Source organism: Sorangium sp. So ce1014 (assembly GCF_051521505.1).
GTDB lineage: Bacteria > Myxococcota_A > Polyangia > Polyangiales > Polyangiaceae > Sorangium.
Map to the genome: position 1 here is coordinate 4,582,662 of NZ_CP150356.1, position 16,869 is coordinate 4,599,530.

At 68.4% G+C, this 16,869-nt stretch carries 14 protein-coding genes; 9 read left to right on the plus strand and 5 right to left on the minus strand.

Going from position 1 to position 16,869, the window contains the following annotated elements; translation table 11 throughout:
• Positions 1–53: 53 nt before the first annotated feature.
• Entirely contained in the window at positions 54–1,457 is a 1,404-nt protein-coding gene (locus tag WME75_RS17390) for a right-handed parallel beta-helix repeat-containing protein (protein WP_437492183.1), read from the minus strand.
• 660 nt (positions 1,458–2,117) lie between these two features.
• Here WME75_RS17390 and WME75_RS17395 point away from each other — a divergent pair.
• The 3 genes from WME75_RS17395 (at position 2,118) to WME75_RS17405 (ending at position 4,345) form a co-directional block, all read left to right on the plus strand.
• The gene (locus tag WME75_RS17395; protein ID WP_437492185.1) at positions 2,118–2,753 is read left to right on the plus strand and encodes a hypothetical protein; all 636 of its coding nucleotides are present in this window, start codon (positions 2,118–2,120) and stop codon (positions 2,751–2,753) included.
• 2 nt (positions 2,754–2,755) lie between these two features.
• Complete coding sequence (locus WME75_RS17400) at positions 2,756–3,709, plus strand: hypothetical protein (protein ID WP_437492187.1); 954 nt, start codon at positions 2,756–2,758, stop codon at positions 3,707–3,709.
• Positions 3,710–3,781: 72 nt separating this feature from the next.
• Positions 3,782–4,345, plus strand: a complete 564-nt coding sequence (locus WME75_RS17405) for a DinB family protein (RefSeq protein ID WP_437492189.1) — start codon at positions 3,782–3,784, stop codon at positions 4,343–4,345.
• A 41-nt stretch (positions 4,346–4,386) separates the two neighbouring features.
• On the opposite strand, the gene WME75_RS17410 is transcribed toward WME75_RS17405, so the two are convergent.
• Positions 4,387–5,190: a phytanoyl-CoA dioxygenase family protein gene (locus WME75_RS17410; protein ID WP_437492191.1), complete on the minus strand. Its 804-nt coding sequence runs from the start codon at positions 5,188–5,190 to the stop codon at positions 4,387–4,389.
• A 644-nt stretch (positions 5,191–5,834) separates the two neighbouring features.
• Here WME75_RS17410 and WME75_RS17415 point away from each other — a divergent pair.
• Positions 5,835–7,016 (plus strand): endo-1,4-beta-xylanase, encoded by a 1,182-nt coding sequence (locus WME75_RS17415; RefSeq protein WP_437492193.1) that lies wholly within the window; start codon positions 5,835–5,837, stop codon positions 7,014–7,016.
• A 73-nt stretch (positions 7,017–7,089) separates the two neighbouring features.
• Here WME75_RS17415 and WME75_RS17420 read toward each other — a convergent pair whose 3' ends face one another.
• The 3 genes from WME75_RS17420 to WME75_RS17430 all read right to left on the minus strand — a co-directional run bounded on the left by WME75_RS17420 (position 7,090) and on the right by WME75_RS17430 (position 11,299).
• Positions 7,090–8,316: a vWA domain-containing protein gene (locus WME75_RS17420; RefSeq protein WP_437492195.1), complete on the minus strand. Its 1,227-nt coding sequence runs from the start codon at positions 8,314–8,316 to the stop codon at positions 7,090–7,092.
• A gap of 525 nt (positions 8,317–8,841) precedes the next feature.
• Positions 8,842–9,870, minus strand: coding sequence for a hypothetical protein (locus WME75_RS17425; protein WP_437492197.1), 1,029 nt, complete (start codon positions 9,868–9,870; stop codon positions 8,842–8,844).
• A 517-nt stretch (positions 9,871–10,387) separates the two neighbouring features.
• Complete coding sequence (locus WME75_RS17430; protein ID WP_437492199.1) at positions 10,388–11,299, minus strand: NAD(P)/FAD-dependent oxidoreductase; 912 nt, start codon at positions 11,297–11,299, stop codon at positions 10,388–10,390.
• Positions 11,300–11,627: 328 nt separating this feature from the next.
• Here WME75_RS17430 and WME75_RS17435 point away from each other — a divergent pair, with 328 nt between their 5' ends.
• The 5 genes from WME75_RS17435 (at position 11,628) to WME75_RS17455 (ending at position 16,822) form a co-directional block, all read left to right on the plus strand.
• Complete coding sequence (locus WME75_RS17435; RefSeq protein WP_437492201.1) at positions 11,628–12,581, plus strand: hypothetical protein; 954 nt, start codon at positions 11,628–11,630, stop codon at positions 12,579–12,581.
• Between the two features lie 378 nt (positions 12,582–12,959).
• Positions 12,960–13,880 (plus strand): transposase, encoded by a 921-nt coding sequence (locus WME75_RS17440; protein WP_437492203.1) that lies wholly within the window; start codon positions 12,960–12,962, stop codon positions 13,878–13,880.
• Between the two features lie 536 nt (positions 13,881–14,416).
• Entirely contained in the window at positions 14,417–14,854 is a 438-nt protein-coding gene (locus tag WME75_RS17445) for an OsmC family protein (RefSeq protein ID WP_437492205.1), read from the plus strand.
• Positions 14,855–14,870: 16 nt separating this feature from the next.
• Positions 14,871–15,791, plus strand: a complete 921-nt coding sequence (locus tag WME75_RS17450; protein WP_437492207.1) for a pirin family protein — start codon at positions 14,871–14,873, stop codon at positions 15,789–15,791.
• 140 nt (positions 15,792–15,931) lie between these two features.
• A complete protein-coding gene (locus WME75_RS17455) occupies positions 15,932–16,822 on the plus strand; it encodes a helix-turn-helix domain-containing protein (RefSeq protein WP_437492209.1) in 891 nt (296 codons plus the stop codon).
• The last annotated feature ends 47 nt before the right edge of the window (positions 16,823–16,869 follow it).

Consider the following 16,869-nt stretch of genomic DNA (forward strand, 5'->3'; position numbering starts at 1 on the left):
CGGCGCTTCACGCCACGGCATCTCCGAGCGGCGCGAGCGCGGCCGGACGTCGCTCATTCATGAGGGCATACAAGCGCTTCCGGCGCGCTCGTGTCGTGCGTGCCCACGCCCGCGACGCGGTTGTGCTCCGGGTAGAAGAGCGCCTCTCCGTCTGTCGGACCCGACAGCCAGCATAGCTGCTGCACGGATCTCGACTGCCTCCCGCGCGATGCGCTGCACCGCGCGACCTCGCCCCCGTAGATCGTGACGTTGCTGGCCTGGATCATGATACCAGGGTAGGCGCCCGACGCCGGACGCAAGGCGTTGTTGAAGACGAGCGGGTTCGTCAGGATCACGGTTCCGACCCGGAGCGCGTTCGTGGCCAGCGACGTCCGCGACTGCAGGTGAACGCCGTAATACCCGTTGCCCCAGGACCAGAGATCATGGAGCTCCACGTAGTTGCCCGCCTGGAGATGCACGCCATGGTACCCATTGTAAGCGGATTTGACCCTCCGGAGCACGATCCGCTCCGGGCGTTCCCTCACGACGGGGCTCGCCATGGCGACGCCAGCGCCGCCGTTGTGATGAAAATAGCTGTCCTGGACCACGACATTCCTGGGCACCGAGCCCGGGAGAGCGATCCTGCTGGGGACCTGGGCCGCGATCCACAAACCGTGCCCACCGTAGGCGGTCGTGGAGCCATCGCCAGGGTGAATCAGGCTATGGTGGACCTCGCAGTTCCGCACGGTCACGTTCGCGGTGACGATCTTGATCCCGCCGGCTCCGATGGGGCCGTTGATGTTCTTGATCTCGCAGTTCTCCACGAGGATCGGGGGTGTGGCATGGTATCTGGCGACCGATGCCAGGTAGATGCCGCCCTTCGGTACGCCGTCCACGATCACGTTCCGGATCACGCCCCCCGACCCCATGGCAAAGGTGATTCCATCCAGGTTGCCAGGCTTGCAGGAAGGCAGCTGAGGTGAGAGCGGCGCGTACCGCATGATGACGTTCTCCACCTCGCAGGACGAGCAGTTGTTGATATGAATCCCGCTGTTGGCCGTCTTTCTTGGCCCCTCCGTGAGCTCGATCTGCAGATTGCGGATCCGGAGCCCAGCGACTGCGTCGACCACATGCCCGTTCGGCCTGACGGCCCGGCTGACCTGGATTGCCCCGGGGAACTGCTCCGGATTGCAGGGGATCGCCACCAGCGTCGCGGTCTCCGGATCGCCAGGGGCGGCGTCGGGAGACAGCTCAGGCCCCGCCAGGGTCAACGCGTTATAATGAGGTCGCAGCGGAGCGCGCAGCACGTACCGCCCGGCGGGGAAGGCCACCGTGCGCCTGGCGTTCCTCAATGACGCTGCGCATTCGATGGCCTGCGCGATGCCCGGGCTGTCGTCGACGTTGTCGCTGCGGTCCACGGAGGGGTCGGCGGAGAAGGGCCATTCCGCCGGCCTTGTCAGGTAAGGCAGGACATCCACCACGCCGTCCGGGTCGACGGACCCCGCCAGACAGCAGGTCGGCCCCTGGCACGCGTTCAGATCCTCGTGCAGTACGCGAGTGCCAGCGCATACCTTGCTCTCGGGACAAAAATCTCCCGTGCAGAGCGGCGACTCGGTAGCGTAAGTGGGGCACGGTTCGAGGGTATCTTCGTCTGCCGTGAACGGCGGTTCGGTGTAGGGCGCATCGAGGCTGCAGAAGTCGGGGTACGCGGCGCTCTCCTCCGCGGGAGGGTGGTAGCCCCAAGCAGCGCTGGAGCCGCCGGAGCTGGCCGGGGACACCACCGCCCCGGCTGGGGCGGAGATGAGCGCGAACAGGCCACACGTCCAGGTCCTTATGATCCAGCGCGTGAACGGCATGCGTTTTCCTGATATTTGATGAGGGTCACGTCGTTAAACCAAGATGTGACGAACGAGAGGCGGCCTGGCAAATCAATGTTGGATCGATGACAGAGGGATCTCCTGGCGCGTCCCGGCAGCGTTCGTGTTGGAGCTCTACGGCCTGTGTCCGGCATGAGCGGTGTTCCCGGGTGGGCACAACGAGCGCGGCGCGACGCAGCAGGGCAGTTGATACCGGAGAGCGCGCCATCGTGGAGATGAGTGGAGAACGGGCACCGGACGACGGTGGACGGAGGGCGCCGCGTGCCCACGCCGTTCGACGCCTGTGAGCGTGCGAGCCGCTTCCCACCTGACGGCGCGGCGGGTTACCCTTCGCTCGTGCGCGTCCTGGAGGTGTCCTGCGCCCTGCCGCTCCTCGTGATTCTGGCGAGGTACGTGCAGGAGAAGCTCGGCACCGGCAGGATGGGCGAGATGCTCTTCGCCTGCCACGTCGCGGGCCTCGCCGTGGCGCTCGGCCTCCTCACCGGGTCTGCGTGGCTCCTCGGGCCGGCGTTCGTCTTTTCTGTGGGCGTGGGCGTCCCCGCGTGGCTCATCGAGGTCATCGCCACCCGAAAGACGACGCCCCTCGCGGTCGCCGCGCACCTCTCGCCGCCCGCGGCAGCCGCGCTCCACCTCGCGCAGCACGGCCTGCCCGCGGGCAGCGCGCTCTCGGCCTGGGGCGCGTTCGTCGCGCTGCTGCTGCTGAGCTACTTCGCGACCGACCCGGCGCTCAACGTGAACCTCGCCCACCGTCCGTCCAGAGAAATGGCGTACTTCGCGCCCACGCCCTGGTCGGCGCGCCTGCTGATGGCAGGCGCGTCGCTGGGCGCGCTGCTTGTGGCGGAGTGGGGCTCGGCGCCTGTCTTCGGCCGGGGTGTTGCGCCCCAGGCCTGGGGGTGAACATGCGCTTTCGTGATCGAGGGGTTTACCATTTCGCGGGGCGCGTCCGCTGCCCCTTTGCCGGGCTGGGTACGCGCGGCGATCACGAGGGCAACCGCCTGGCCCTCGACGATGCTCGCTCCCAGGTCGATCTGGATACCGGGGCGCGGCGCATCGTTCTTTACAACGATCACCCCTACCCGCAGAAGACCGTCATCGGCGATGTCCTCTTGCTGGCCGAGGGCACCACGGCGAGCGGGCGCAGATCCCCGTTCGGAGTGCACCTCAAGGTGTTCAAGAAGGGGCGCGTGTTCTCGTTCGATCTGCACCGGCACATGCGCGCGGGCGAGCCCCTGGTGACGGCCGATTTCGAGCCCTTCGAGGTGATCGTGAAGGACGCGGTCACCCGCGTCGTCGCGCTCACGCCCGACGAGGTGCGTGAGCTCTGCCTGCGCCCGTCTCTCGCTCTGCGCGCGGTCAAGGCGATCATGGCCACGCGGGATCTACGCCCGGGCGCGGCGCAGGATCCGGCGCAGGCGGGCTATCGCGTCGCGGATCTGTCGGTGGGGTTCGGGGCGCTCGGGGTTCATCACGGCATCGTGCGGGCGCAGCTCGTGTCGCTCGACGGGGCGAACGCGCCGCTCATCCGCCGCGGATCGGTGCCGGAGATGCTGCGCGAAGGGTCGTGGGAGATGTCGCTCACGGCGCTGTCGAAGCGGTGGCTCGACGCGGTGATCGCCCGCGATCTGTTCCTGTTCGGGCTGGAGGGCGTGTCGATCTTGCGGCGGGTGCGGGAGCGCGGGCTCACCGAGGGGGAGACGCTCTCGTTCCGGTTCGAGCAGGGCGGCGGCTGGGTGGCGCTGGGGGAGGCGAGGGAGGCGCTGCCCGGGGCGACCGACGTGGCGCGGGCCTATCTGGAGTTCCATCTGCTGGGCGGGCTCCTGGCGGAGCACGCGGAGGGGCGGCGGCAGGAATGACCGCCGGGAGGCTTCCCGCGCGCGGGCGCGCGAGGAGGCACGGCGGCGGGCGGCCATGCTAGGTTCTGGGCCATGAGAGGTGACAGCCCTGACGTCCCGACGCCGCCCATGGCCAGCGAGGCCCGTGGCTACTTGATCCGGCAGTTCGAGATAGCGTGGCAGCTCACCAGCTTCCACCTCGACGGGCTCGCCACCGAAGAGTGCCTGTGGCGCCCTGCTGACGAGGGATTGCACGTCCGCAAAACCCCCGATGGCCAGTGGCGCGCCGACTGGCCGGAGCACGAGGGATACGACCTCGGCCCGGCGAGCATCGCGTGGCTGACGTGGCATCTCGGCTTCTGGTGGTCCATGGTGCTCGACCACTCCTTCGGCGACGGAGCTCTCGCTCGCGAGAGCGTGACGTGGCCTGGTAGCGCCGACGACGTGCGCGCGTGGCTCAGCGGGCTTCAGGAACAGTGGCGAGCGGCGCTCGAGCAGGCCACCGACGACGACCTGCGCTCGACGCGGCGGACGCGATGGCCGTTCCAGGACCGTCCGTTCGGTGACGTCGTCGCGTGGGCCAACGTCGAGCTCACCAAGAACGCCGCGGAGATCGGCTACGCCCGCTTCCTCTATGCGCGGAGGCTGCGCAGGTAGGGGGCAAACCTGCGCGTCTTCGCCAGAGGGCTACGGCTGCTTCAACCTGGGTCGGGTCGCTGGTCGACTCCGGCGAGCGCCCGGCGGATGGCTTGCTCGACAGGTGAATAGTCGCCGCGCTCGCGCTCGAGCTGCAGCGGCTCGGTCGGGAGCAGTGGCGGCTGGGCCAGGAAGCGCGGATGCGTGCCGCGGTGCGGCTGCGCTGCGTGGACCAGGAACGGGTGACACAGATAGACCGTCCCCGCTTCGCCCGTCGCGAGCACCTGCGGTCGCTGCGCCGTCTCCGCGAAGCCGTTCGCGGCCAGCTCACGCAGGGTCAGTCCCTGCTCGGCTGCAGGCGCCAGCTGCCTCGCGATGTCGAGATGCGATCCCGCTCGGATGCGCGTCGGCGCATCGGCCTCGCTGACATCCGAGAAGAGGAACAGCAGGAGCAGCGCGCGGCCGCGCGACATGACGTTCACGCGCCACTCCATGAAGTCGGGGATCTCGGTGCCAAAGCTCGCGTCGATGTGCCAGCCCGTGTCGCCCGGGTCGTCGGGCGACGGGAAGCGAATGGGGAACGTGCCGAGAGCGGTCGGCGGCTGCCAGCGCCCGCGGCCGACCAGCTGATCGAGCGCGGCTCGGAGCACTGGCGTGTTTGCGGCGTCGGCGAACGGTCGCTGGCCGTACTGCCCGAGTCGAATGACCGGCTTCGTCCAGGTCTTCGGGTCGTCTGGAGCCATGCCTGTGTCACGCCACAGGATGGCGCGGGCCTCGTCGGCGAGGCTCCGAGGAAATGCCGCATCGATGCGGACAAATCCGTCGGCGATGAAATGCTCGACCTGCGAATGGCTCAGCTCGATCATGGCCGCGGACCACGCTAGACGCGCGGTTTCGACGGTGCAAGTGGGCGGGGACGGGCTTGCTGGTGGTGCGGCCTACCTGGGGCGTGTCGGTCCAATCTGGGTTGTGTCGCCCGGGTGGATCGGCGGTGTAGGACGGTACCGAACGCCAGCGCCAGCGACCCCAACCTGGTTCGGGTCGATCCGATCAGCCACCCGACCCAGGGTCCGGTTGTGCCGCCAGCGACCCCAACCTGGTTCGGGTCGATCCGATCAGCCACCCGACCCAGGGTCCGGTTGTGCAACTTTAGGCACGGTGTTACCGTGTTACTGTAACGTGCGGCGGCGCCAACTCAACCTGGGTCGGGTGGCCGGGTCGGGTGGCCAGCACAGGTCGCACGATATTCGGCTTCAGGTGGAAATTTAACATGCGACCGCAATATGAAGCGCAACGCGGAGCGCTCAACCCGGGTCGGGTCGCCACGCCTCCAATTGCGAGCAATTTCGAGCGCGTGCCATGATCACTCCCAGGCTTGGCGGGAATTGTGGGTGCCGAGCTGCTGGCGTGCGTATCGCTGAGCGTGTGCGCTCCGGCTCGTGCCGCTGCCCATCGGCTCTCCCTCTTCAAGAATCACCAACTCCAATCGCTCAACTTGCGGAAGTCCAATATGAACAAGAACCGTTCTTCTCGATGGCTGTGCGGCACGACGTGGATCGCGCTCGGGCTCGCGACTCTCTCTGCATGCGCCGATGGGGGTGACGGAGGCGACGGTGGCGCCGGCGGTACGGGGGGAGCGAGCAGCACCAGCACCAGCACCAGCACCAGCGGCAGCGGCAGCACTGGGACGGCGGCTACCAGCGGATCGACCACCAGCGGTACCGGAGGTCCGGGGACGACCGGCTCCTCGACGACCGGCGGTTCGGGCGAAGGCGGCGCCGGGTCGGGTGGTTCGGCCAGCGGAACCGGCGGAGGCGACGAGCCCCCCACCGGGAAGTTCGTCGGCAACATCACGACGAACCGCGCTGTGCGCGATGGCTTCGCGAAGCACTGGAACCAGATCACGCCCGAGAACGAGGGCAAGTGGGGAGAGGTCGAGTCGTCCCGCGGCAACCGAGACTGGAGCAAGCTCGACGCGATCTACAAGTACGCGAAGGACAACAACATCATCTTCAAGCACCACGTCTTCGTGTGGGGCAGCCAGCAACCCGGCTGGATCGCGAACCTCTCCGGGACGGATCAGCAGGCGGCCGTGAAAGACTGGATGCGGACGTTCTGCGAGCGTTACCCGGACACGAAGTACATCGACGTCGTCAACGAGCCGCCGCCCCACACCACGCCCTCCTACAAGAACGGTATCGGCGGCGACGGCGCCAGCGGCTGGGACTGGATCGTCAACTCCTTCAAGTGGGCTCGCGAGTACTGCCCGAAAGCGGTCTTGATCCTCAACGACTACAACAACATCGAGTACCCGAACGACCACAACAACTTCATGAAGATCGCGAAGGCGGTGATCGACGCGGGCGCCCCGGTCGACGCCCTCGGCGCGCAGGCCCACGACGCGTTCAAGATCAACACCAACACCGTCAAGGGCTACATCGACGCGATGGCCAAGCTGGGCAAGCCCGTGTACATCACCGAGTACGACATCGGCATCGCGGACGACAACCAGCAGAAGAAGGTGATGGAGGAACAGTTCACGATGTTCTGGAATCACCCCTCGGTCCCCGGGATCACCTTGTGGGGTTACATCGTCGGCGCCACGTGGAGGGACAACACCGGCATCCAGCATTCGGACGGCAGGATGCGGCCGGCCATGAGCTGGCTGATGGAGTTCCTCGAGCGTGAGTGAGCTCACGCTGACGCGGTGAACCCGAGCGAGATCCCTCCGCGGAGGGATCTCGCTCGCGTAGGCACTTCGATGATCACAACGGGATTTCGAGCACGTCCTCGCAGGTGAAGTCGACGCCCAGAGACACCTCGACCTCGGACTGCACCACGGCGCACGTGTCATCACAGAGCACGATCGCGGTCGGGTTCGCGGGGTCGTCGTAGCGCCATGTGCCCGCGGCCGCGCATGCCTGGTCATAGACGAGCGTCGTCGGGGTGCTGCTCACGGCGCTCGTATATTTCACGTCGACCTTCTGCTTGTCGAACGACCTCCCATCGGGGGGCGGCGGGATCGGGATCGTGCACGAGACGGCAGCGCCGCGGATCTCGTTGATGGCCTCCTTGAACGCGGCTGATGTCTGCGCAGCGTTGCCGGTGTCGATGATGAACGCCTCTCCTGTATTGCCCGCCGCCGCGATGTCGCGCAGGTTCTCGAGGCTCGCCGGCGCGCCCTCCACCGGCGGATTCTCGACCCCGATCACGAAGGTCGAGATGCCGCTGGCGCGCGCCGCCGCGACGCGCTCGACGACGGCCTCGACCGAGTTCGCCGGGCCGGTGCACTGCTCCGGATAGCCGTCGGTCACGAGCACGATCGCGTATTCCCCGGAGTTCTGCCGACGCTGCTCCTCGATGAACGCGGTCGTGCCCTCGATCACGAAGGCCGTCGGCGTGCCGATGCGCCAGCTGCGGGCGATCGGAGGCACGACGGAATCCATCGCCTCGCCGAACGCCGGAGAGGGCAGCGGGGTCATCGCGACGTCCGGCGTCAAGTAGGTGTCGCCATTGCACATCCGCGCCGGGCCGGGGAACAACGTCATCGAGGCCCTGAGCCCGGTGGACCCGGGATCCTCGAAGAACTGCTTCGTCGCGGCGGAGATGGGATCCCACTTGAGCGACCGATCGCGCCAGGCCACGTCGTTCGACCCCATGCTGGCCGACACGTCGAACGCAAACGCAAGGTAGACTTGCTGGAATCCCGCTTGGGACGTCTCGGTGGCGCACGCCTGCCCCGCGGCCGTCGAGCCGCCGCTGCTGGCGCCGGTCGCACCTGAATCACCGCCGGGCCCCGGAACGTCTCCTGCGCCGAAGCTGTCATCGTAGTCGCCGCCGGTGCCGGTGCCGGTGCCGGCGCCGGTGCCGGCGCCGGTGCCGGTGCCGTTCTGCGAGCCGCCGTCGCCCGCGGTGCCCTCCGGAGCCCCGCTGCAGGCGGCGCTGGCCAAATTCACCATGGACAAGGCAATGGCCATCGTAGGCAATCTCATAAGTCGACTCCTCTTCGATCGCGTGTCAGGCGCGGTACGCCGGCACGACGCACATAGAAACGAGAGGCCACCTGAGGCGGAATTTTTTAGAGCCGCGCCTCGCTGAAACCCCGTGATCGGCGAGGAGTATAATCGATGACGCTGCTCTTTGCGCGGAATGCGGTCCGAAAAGCGGTCGCATCATAGTGAAACCATCACGGCGCAATGCGGCGAGCGTACAAGGTACTTGTAGTCCAGCCGGGCCGTACGCGCTGGATGACCGATAGGGCCGTGGCGATCCGCCCTCGTGGGAAGGCGATGCTCTATCAATAATCAATCTACGCATCGAGGGCACGATCCGACCGAGGTTGGGGGTAGCCCAGTATCGGGAGGGCCGGCTACCCCGGAGGGTCCAGTCCGGTCGGGGCACGCGACAGCGAGACGAGCAGGAGCCGGCGCCGACGTCGGCGCGCCGTCGTGGGAGTGTGGGCTTGCATACCGGCAGGCGAGCCCGGCTCGGCCGGCCGACCCGGGCTGCGTTGGGGGCTAATCGCAGGTGTTGGCGCGCGTGTTCACCAGCATGAGATTGCTGAAGGTGCTGTTCGTGGCGCAGGGATTTTCGTTGACGGCGGTGTTCGTGAGCGTGAGGTTCTGAATCGTGATGTCGGAGGAGTTCGCGAACTCATCGCGTGCGGCGAGCCGGATGTCGCCGCCGCCGGTGACGATCCCGGATTCCGCGGCGACGTTCACGTTGTGACAGTTCTCGATCAGGATCGAGTTGCTGCCCGTGTCGGCGACGTCGATGCGGTCGATCGTGAAGCCCCCGCTCTCGGACACGCAGAAGATCCCGCGCCCGCCGCCGCGGGCGATGACCTCGCCGACGCGGATGTTGGTGGGGTAGCTGCTGCCGATGCGCCCTGCGCGGTTGGCGAGGCGGAACGCCGCGTAGCCGGTGCCCGCGCCCGCGTTCACGGCGTCGACCGTCCCGATCTCGGCGTTGACCGTGTCGTTCAGGAGGAGACCACATTCCCCGGTGTCGCGCGCGATGACGGTGCCGATGCGGAGGCCGTCGACGCCGTAGGTCTCCACGCCGTGTGAGCTGGTCCCCTCGGCGTACACATGGTCGATGTCGATGTTGGTCACCTTGTCGGCGCGGTCCGAGCGACCATGATTGTCGATCCGGATCCCGAGGCCGCTCGAGACGCGCAGCTCGACGTGGCCGAGGCGCAGGTCCTCGACGTCGCGGAAGAACATGGCGTAGAGCGGGGTGCCGCTGATCGAGACGTTCGGGATCTCGATGTCGGTCCGGCCGCGCGCGTAGAGGGGCGCCATGTCGCCGGACCCGCTGCCGGTGACGTCGATCGTGCCGCAGATGTTGAGCACGGTGTAGCTGGGGACGCTCAGCCGCGAGCTCGCGCTCATGGTTCCCGAGCCCTGAACCAGGACGCTCTCCTTGCTGGTACGGCCGGAGCTGAGGCTATCGAGCGCCGCCTGGATCGCGGATCGCATGTCATCACCGCTGTAGACGTTGCGGCTGCCGTTCTGCGCGACCCAGCTGGATCCCGATCTTGTCACCACGGCGTTGTAGCCGCTCGCGTCCCCGTCGCAGGGATACGCCGCATCGCCACCGCTGCTGCCGCCAGCCCCCGCTCCACCGGTGCCCGTTTCGCCAGCCCCCGCTCCACCGGTGCCCGTTTCGCCAGCCCCCGCTCCACCGGCGCCCGTTTCGTCAGCCCCCGACCCTCCGGTGCCCGTTCCGCCCGAGCCGTCGAATCCGCCCGAACCAGGCGCGCCAGCTCCCGATGTGCCGCCGGTCGTGACTCCCCCGCCCGCGCCCGAGCCCCCGCTCGAGGTCGCGCCCGGCGAGGCCGAGCTGCCATCGTCGCCCTCGGGGTCGCTGCCTGCGCCCGATGCGCAACCTGCTACCACGAGCAGCCCGACGAAGGTTGACATCACCGACATTGTGCGCATTCGAGTGTTCATCATCGGCTCCGAACGGTGAGAGGGACCTGCGGTCCCGTGGTCGACGCTCGCGCTGGGGCTTGACGCCCGGGCCCCGGATGGGCAGCGCTGAGCGACTATAGACCTACGGTCACCGTGACGGTGTCGAGGTGAGGACGAGCGCCAATGTCAGCTCGTGGTTCAGCGTGCCCGCTGCCTGCGCGCCGGCGGCGGCGGCCAGGATCGCGCTCTGCACGGGCGTCGTCAGGTCTCCTGCGGCGTAGATCCCGGGCCGCGACGTCTGCTTGTGGCCGTCGACGACGACGAATCCTTGATCATCCAGCGTGAGCCCCAGCGCGCCGACGAGCGGCCCTTGTCGCTGCGGTGGCCTGGCGAAGAGCACATCTCGAGGGACCTCTGCGCCTCCTTCGAGCTGCACGGCCGCGAGGTGTCCTTGGCGCGCGCGGAGCCCGGCGAGGCGCCGCTCTTCGATGCGGACCTGCGCCCGATCGAGCTTCCGCCGCGTCTCGTCGGGAATTGCGAACGCGCCGTCGGTGAAGGCGACAACGTCGTCCGTCCACCCCTTCAAGAACATCGACCACTCCAGCCACTCGGCTGCGGGCACGAGATAGCCGAACGCGCTGCCGCGCACCTCCCAGGCGTGGCAGTACGGACACTGAAAGACGCTCCGGCCCCAGAGCTCACGGTACCCCGGAAGGGAGGGGAGCTCGTCGACCATTCCAGTGCAGAGGAGCACGCGGCGGGCTTCCACGGAGCCCGCTGAGGTCCTCACGACGAACTGCCCTGCATCGCCGTCGATGCCCTCGACCCGCACGTCGCGCGCGTCGACCGAGTCGTAGGGCGCGAGCTGCTCACGCGCTATGCGGCGAAATTCGGACGGCGGCGTTCCATCGCGCGTGACGAAGCCGTGGACGAGGGCCGCCGCGGCGTTGCGGGGCGGACCGGCGTCGCACAGAAGGACCCGCTTTCGGGCTCGACCGAGGGTGAGCGCTGCGGACAGGCCCGCGGGCCCTCCTCCCACGATCACGGCGTCATACGGCATGAGTTCTCTCCTTTGTGCTGGTGTAAAAACGGGGTTGGGCACAGCGATCGAAGCGCGGGAGCATCCAAGCACGAGGAGCGCCAGACCGAGAGGTGCGCCCGTCTCGAGCCATTCGCGGCGGGTCAGCTCAACGCTCATGTCGGGATCCTCATCGAGCCAGGATGTAGCTTCCGACGCCCGCCCTCGTAAGAGGCGGTCTTTCGGCGGGATGGTCGGTTCTTTCGATGCGCGATGGCACGAGGCGCGTGAGCGGGAAAGAGGGCTTCTTCCGTGATGGCTCGGAAGGTGCATCCGGTCACAATCCGCCGCCGTCACGCGATGGGGGGGCATGCCGTACCGCCGCTTGCCCCCCGGAACTCGTCACCTGCTCGCGCTCGCGTCCGCCGCGGCGCTCGCCGCTCCCGCTGCTCCCGCTCACGCCGAGACCTGCACCTCGACCGAGCGTGAGGCGCTTCCCGAAGCGCTGCCGATGCGCGACTTCGCCATACGCCTCGGCGCACGCATCGACGCGTGCGCCACGGAGGCGCGCCGCCCCGATGCGGAGCGCTTCTGCGCGGAGCACAGGATCGAGTGCAGCGCCGCGCGTGTCCGCGACTTCGTGCGCGTCCGGACGCTGTTCGAGATGACGCGCGACGGTGGCCCCTTTCGGTTGCGCTGGAGCATCACGGATCGCGACCCGACCGCCAGGCACATCTGGGCCGCGTGGAGGCAGAAACCTCCGCTGGCGTCGTCAGATGCCCCCTCGGCGACCGCGGAGTGCGACGAGCTCTCTGCGCTCTTCGCGGGGCTCGCGCGCCGGCTCGACGTCCGAGGCGTCGGCCTTTTCTGGCCAACGAGCAATCACACGATCGCCGCGTGGGACGTGACGCCGGCAGTACGCGTGCTGGTCCCGACGTCGCAGATCTTCCTCGCGTGCGACGCGACGTTCGACCGAACCACGTTCTTGCCGTCGAAGCAGCGTGTCGTCTACGAGCTCCGCGCGACGGACGTGCCCGACGCTGTCCCCGTACCGCGAGCGTTGGCGACGTTCCTGCTCGATCAGATCGCGCACTACGCGGGCGCGTCGCTTGACGTGCTCGCGATGCTCCGGATGCACCGGGCGCTGCGCTTCGACTCGAGCCTACCCGCAGCGTGCGGCGCCGACGCCGTCGCGGCGGCGAAGTCTCTTCGCGCACGGCCGCTCTCCCCACCAGACCGCCGGGCGCTCATGCGCTACGGGTCGACGGAGCTCGGGCTCGCCGCACCATCGGTCGAGGAGACGCTCGAGCGGCTCGCGCGGTAGCACCTCGGACGGGCGCCGCCTCGGACGCTCGCCCCGCAAACCCAACCTCGCCGCGAACCCAACGTCGTCGTCGTAACCCAACCTCGGTCGGCGCCGGTCGCCGGTCGCGGTCCCGGTCCCGGTCCCGGTCGGCGCAACCTCGGTCAGCCTCGGTCGGGAGGCAACCTCGGTCGGGGATATACGTGCCCCAGGTTGAGAGCGCCGCCGCCGCCGCCGAGAGAGCGCCGCCGCCGCAGGGCGGGTTGGGGCAGCACCGGGACATAGGACGAGCGTGGCGGGCACTGGCGGAAATCGGCCGCCGCCACCCGCCGCGCGGGGCAAGTCCTTGAAATGATTGCCACTGACTCGCGGCACGGCGCTTGTTTCTGCGCCCCGGCCATGAGCCAGCCTCGTGAGATCGCTCCCGGCGCGACGTACCTGCTGACCCGTCGGGTCCTTCGGCGGCACTTTCTGTTGCGGCCCGATGTGGCCATCAACCAACTGTTGATCTATGCCCTCGCAGTCTCGGCCCGTCGCTTCGGCGTCGAAGTTCACGCGCTTTGCGCGATGTCGACGCATCTGCACCTCGTTGTGACCGATGTGCAGGGCGTGCTACCGCGCTTCCTGCAGTTCTTCCATCGCCTGGTCGCGCTGGGCACGAAGGTGCTGCGCAAGTGGGAAGGGCCAGTATGGGACCACGAGGCCACGAGCGTGGTACGGCTCGCGACACCGGCGGCGGTGGTGGACAAGATGGCCTACGTGCTCGCGAACCCAGTGGCCGCTGGCCTGGTCCGGCATGCGAGGGAATGGCCGGGCGTCAAGGTGGACGTGGGGGAGCTCGGCCGTGGGGCGCTGCACGCGAGGCGCCCCTCGGCGTATCTCGACCCGGAGAATCCGCAGTGGGTCGAGGACGCGACGCTGCCGCTGGCGCTGCCGCCAGGCATCGAACAGGAGAGCGCGGAGGGCTTTCGGCAGCAGGTCGCTGCCGAGCTCGAGCGTCAGGAAGCGCAGGCCCGTGCGGAGGTGGAGCGCCGAGGGCTCCGCGTCTTGGGTGCCGAGCGGGTCAGCAAGGTCTCCCCTTACGACCGAGCGAAGAGCTCCGAGGGACTACGCGAGCGCAATCCAACATTCGCCGTCGGCCGTGAGCAGGGTGAGGCATGGCGAACCGCCGCGGCCGCTGTGCGAGCGTTTCGCGCGTCGTACCGCGCCGCGCTCGGACGATGGTGCGCCGGCGTGCGCAGCGTCCTTTTCCCGGCGGGGACGTGGTGGATGCGCACGTTTCATGGCGCCAGCGTGACGGATGTGGCGCTCGCAGTGTAGAGCGGCCCACGGGAGCGCGACAGCGAGGCGGACGGGAGCAGACCACGGCTTCGACGCGTCGTTGGAGGGGAATGTGCGGTTGGATGCGGCGGAGCGAGTGGCGCATCCTTGAGGCAGGATGCGAGAATGAATGCGCATCCGTCATGCTGCGCCGGGAGCGCATGAAGCGGCGCGAAGGTAAGGCCGTCGGAGGCGCTGTCGGGCCGAATGGGCCAGATAGAATTGTTCCGTACCGGATGACGGACGTGGCTTGATGGGGCAGCCCGGGTTCGTCGATTCGGCGATCGATTAACCGGGCGACCGGTCAACCCGACCGGCCAACCCGGGTCCGTTGATCTTCAACCCGGGTCCGTTGATCTTTGTCAACCCGGGTCCGTTGATCTTTGATCTTCGACTACAGCCATTGCTTTTCCAGATAAAACGGAGCATGTTCCTGGGGCTACGGGCGGACAGCAAGGCTCTCCCACGACGGCGCGGCAGCCGGTCGGCTCTCGAACCAACCGCACGCGGCCGTACGCGGTGGAGCGGAGATTCCGATGACGATCCACTGCGAGGCAGAGAGTCCAGGCGAGCTCGTCCAGTACCTTCATGTGCGCGGGCACATCTTTTGCGCCGACGTCCCGGAGGCGGCCGGGGGGCGCGACTTTGGGCTGGGACCGCACGACTACTTCGACGCGGCGCTCGCCGCATGCAAGACGCTGACGGCGACGTTGTACGCGGAGCAGAAGGGGATCGCGCTTGAGCGCGTCGAGGCCCACGTCGAGCGCGACGATAACGAGGAGCGCCGTGGGAAGTCTGTGCTCAAGATCCGCCTCGCGTCTCACGGCCCGCTGACGGAGGCCGCTCGGTCGCGGCTCCACGCCGTGATCGCTCGCTGCCTGATCCACGAGCTGATGACCACGGCGGACGTGGTGCTCGAGACCGCACACCTTGAGGGCTCCTTTGGAGCCAGCGTCGATCCGGGGGAGCCGTGAGAACCAGGAGATCTCGATGAGCCGATATCCCGACAAGGAGCCGGAGTGCCTGTACGCAGACAGCTCGGTCATCGAGCTCGTGATCGAGTCGCGACCGCGGGATCTGGGCGGCTTCGCGGTGCGACGCACGCTCCCATCGACGCAGCGAAGGCAGGTCGGGCCGTTTCTCTTCTTCGATCACATGGGGCCGGTCGAGTTCGGACCGGGGCAGGGGATCGACGTTCGACCGCACCCGCACATCGCGCTCGCGACCATCACCTATCTCCTTGACGGGGAGTTCGTGCATCGCGACAGCGTCGGCTCGGAGCAGCCGATCCGGCCGGGCGACGTGAACTGGATGGTCGCGGGGCGCGGCGTGGTCCACTCGGAGCGGACGGCGCCCGAGGTGCGGGCGCGCGGCGCACGGATGCACGGGATCCAGACGTGGGTCGCGCTCCCGCAGCGTGACGAGGAGATCGAGCCGCGCTTCGAGCATCACCCGCGCCTGACGATGCCCGTCGTGAGCCGCCACGGCGCGGAGCTGCACGTCATCGCCGGGACCGCGTACGGCGCGGAGGCGCCCACAGGGGTCCTGTCGCCGACGCTCTACGTGCATGCGCAGCTCGACGCCAGCGCGACGCTGCCGATCGACGACGAGCACGAGGAGCGCGCCATCTACGTGATTGACGGGGCCATCGACTGCGACGGCAAGCGCTTCGGCGAGGGCGCGATGATCGTGATTCGTCCGCGCGCGCACGTCGCCGTGCAGGCCATCGGCAAGACGAACCTCATGCTCATCGGCGGCGCCCCGCTCGACGGACCGCGCCACATCTACTGGAATTTCGTGGCGAGCTCCAAGGAGCGCATCGAGCGAGCGAAGGCCGACTGGCGCGAGGGCCGTTTCCCCAAGATCCCCGGCGATGACGCCGAGTTCATCCCCCTCCCGGAGGGCGGCTGACGTGAGCGTGCGGCCGGCTCCGGGATCACGGGGATACGAGCTGGCGACGTCCTTGGCCGCCTTTTCGATGGCCTTGGCCTCGTTTCGGTCGCCGCGCCACTCGCGCAGCCAGGCCCACGAAGAGGTGGTACGCTCCGCCGATGAGCCACGACGATCTCGGCCCCATGCCGATCCGTTTCATGCGGCATGCGGGCTCCGGCGACATCATGCGACCGATGCGGAGCCCGGCGGTCCACACCTACGTCGCCCTCGCCCTGCACGTCGGAGGCCGTATGCGGGTCGAGCATCGCGGCGAATTCGAGCTGCGGGCCGGACATCTCCACCTGATTCCCGCAGGCGACGCGCACCGCGTCCTGTCCGCGAGCCGCCCGGATGTGTGGGGGATCGGCTTCTGCCGGACGTGTCTCGACCCGGCGCGCTACGGCGACCTGCTCGCTCCGCTCGACCGCGTGCGCCACGGGGCATCTCCTGTGGTCGAACTGCCGGGAGCGCGACAGGCGTACGTGCTCGATCTGCTCCGGGAGCTCGAGCGCGAGCAGCAAGCTGCGGGCGCGCTGCCGGTCGTCGCCGAGAGCCTGCTCGCCCTGGTGCTCGCGGAGGTCGTGCGCGCGAGCGGCACTGCCCGGGCCGCCCCGACGCCGCGTCCTTCGATCGTGGCCGAGGCTCTGGCCGTGATCGAGGCCCGGTGCCTCGGGCCGCTCTCCTTGAAGGAGGTCGCGGCGGCGGTGCGCCGGACGCCGGCCCACGTCACGACCGCGGTCAAGCAGGCCACGGGGCGCACGGTGGTCGCGTGGATCGTGGAGGGACGTCTGGCCGAGGCGCGGCGCAGGCTCCTCGCGACCGACGAGTATGTCGACGTGATCTCCGAGCGCGTCGGCTATGCCGACCCGAGCCACTTCGTGCGGCTGTTCCGGCGCCACCACGGCGTCACCCCCGCCGCCTGGCGTGCCCAGCACCGCCGCCGATCTCAGCTGACCCGGGTTGAGCGAGCCAGCGACGCACCCAGGTCGATCTCAGCTGACCTGGGTTGAGCGAGCCAGCGACGCATCCAGGCAGCAACCAGCAACCCGACCCAGGT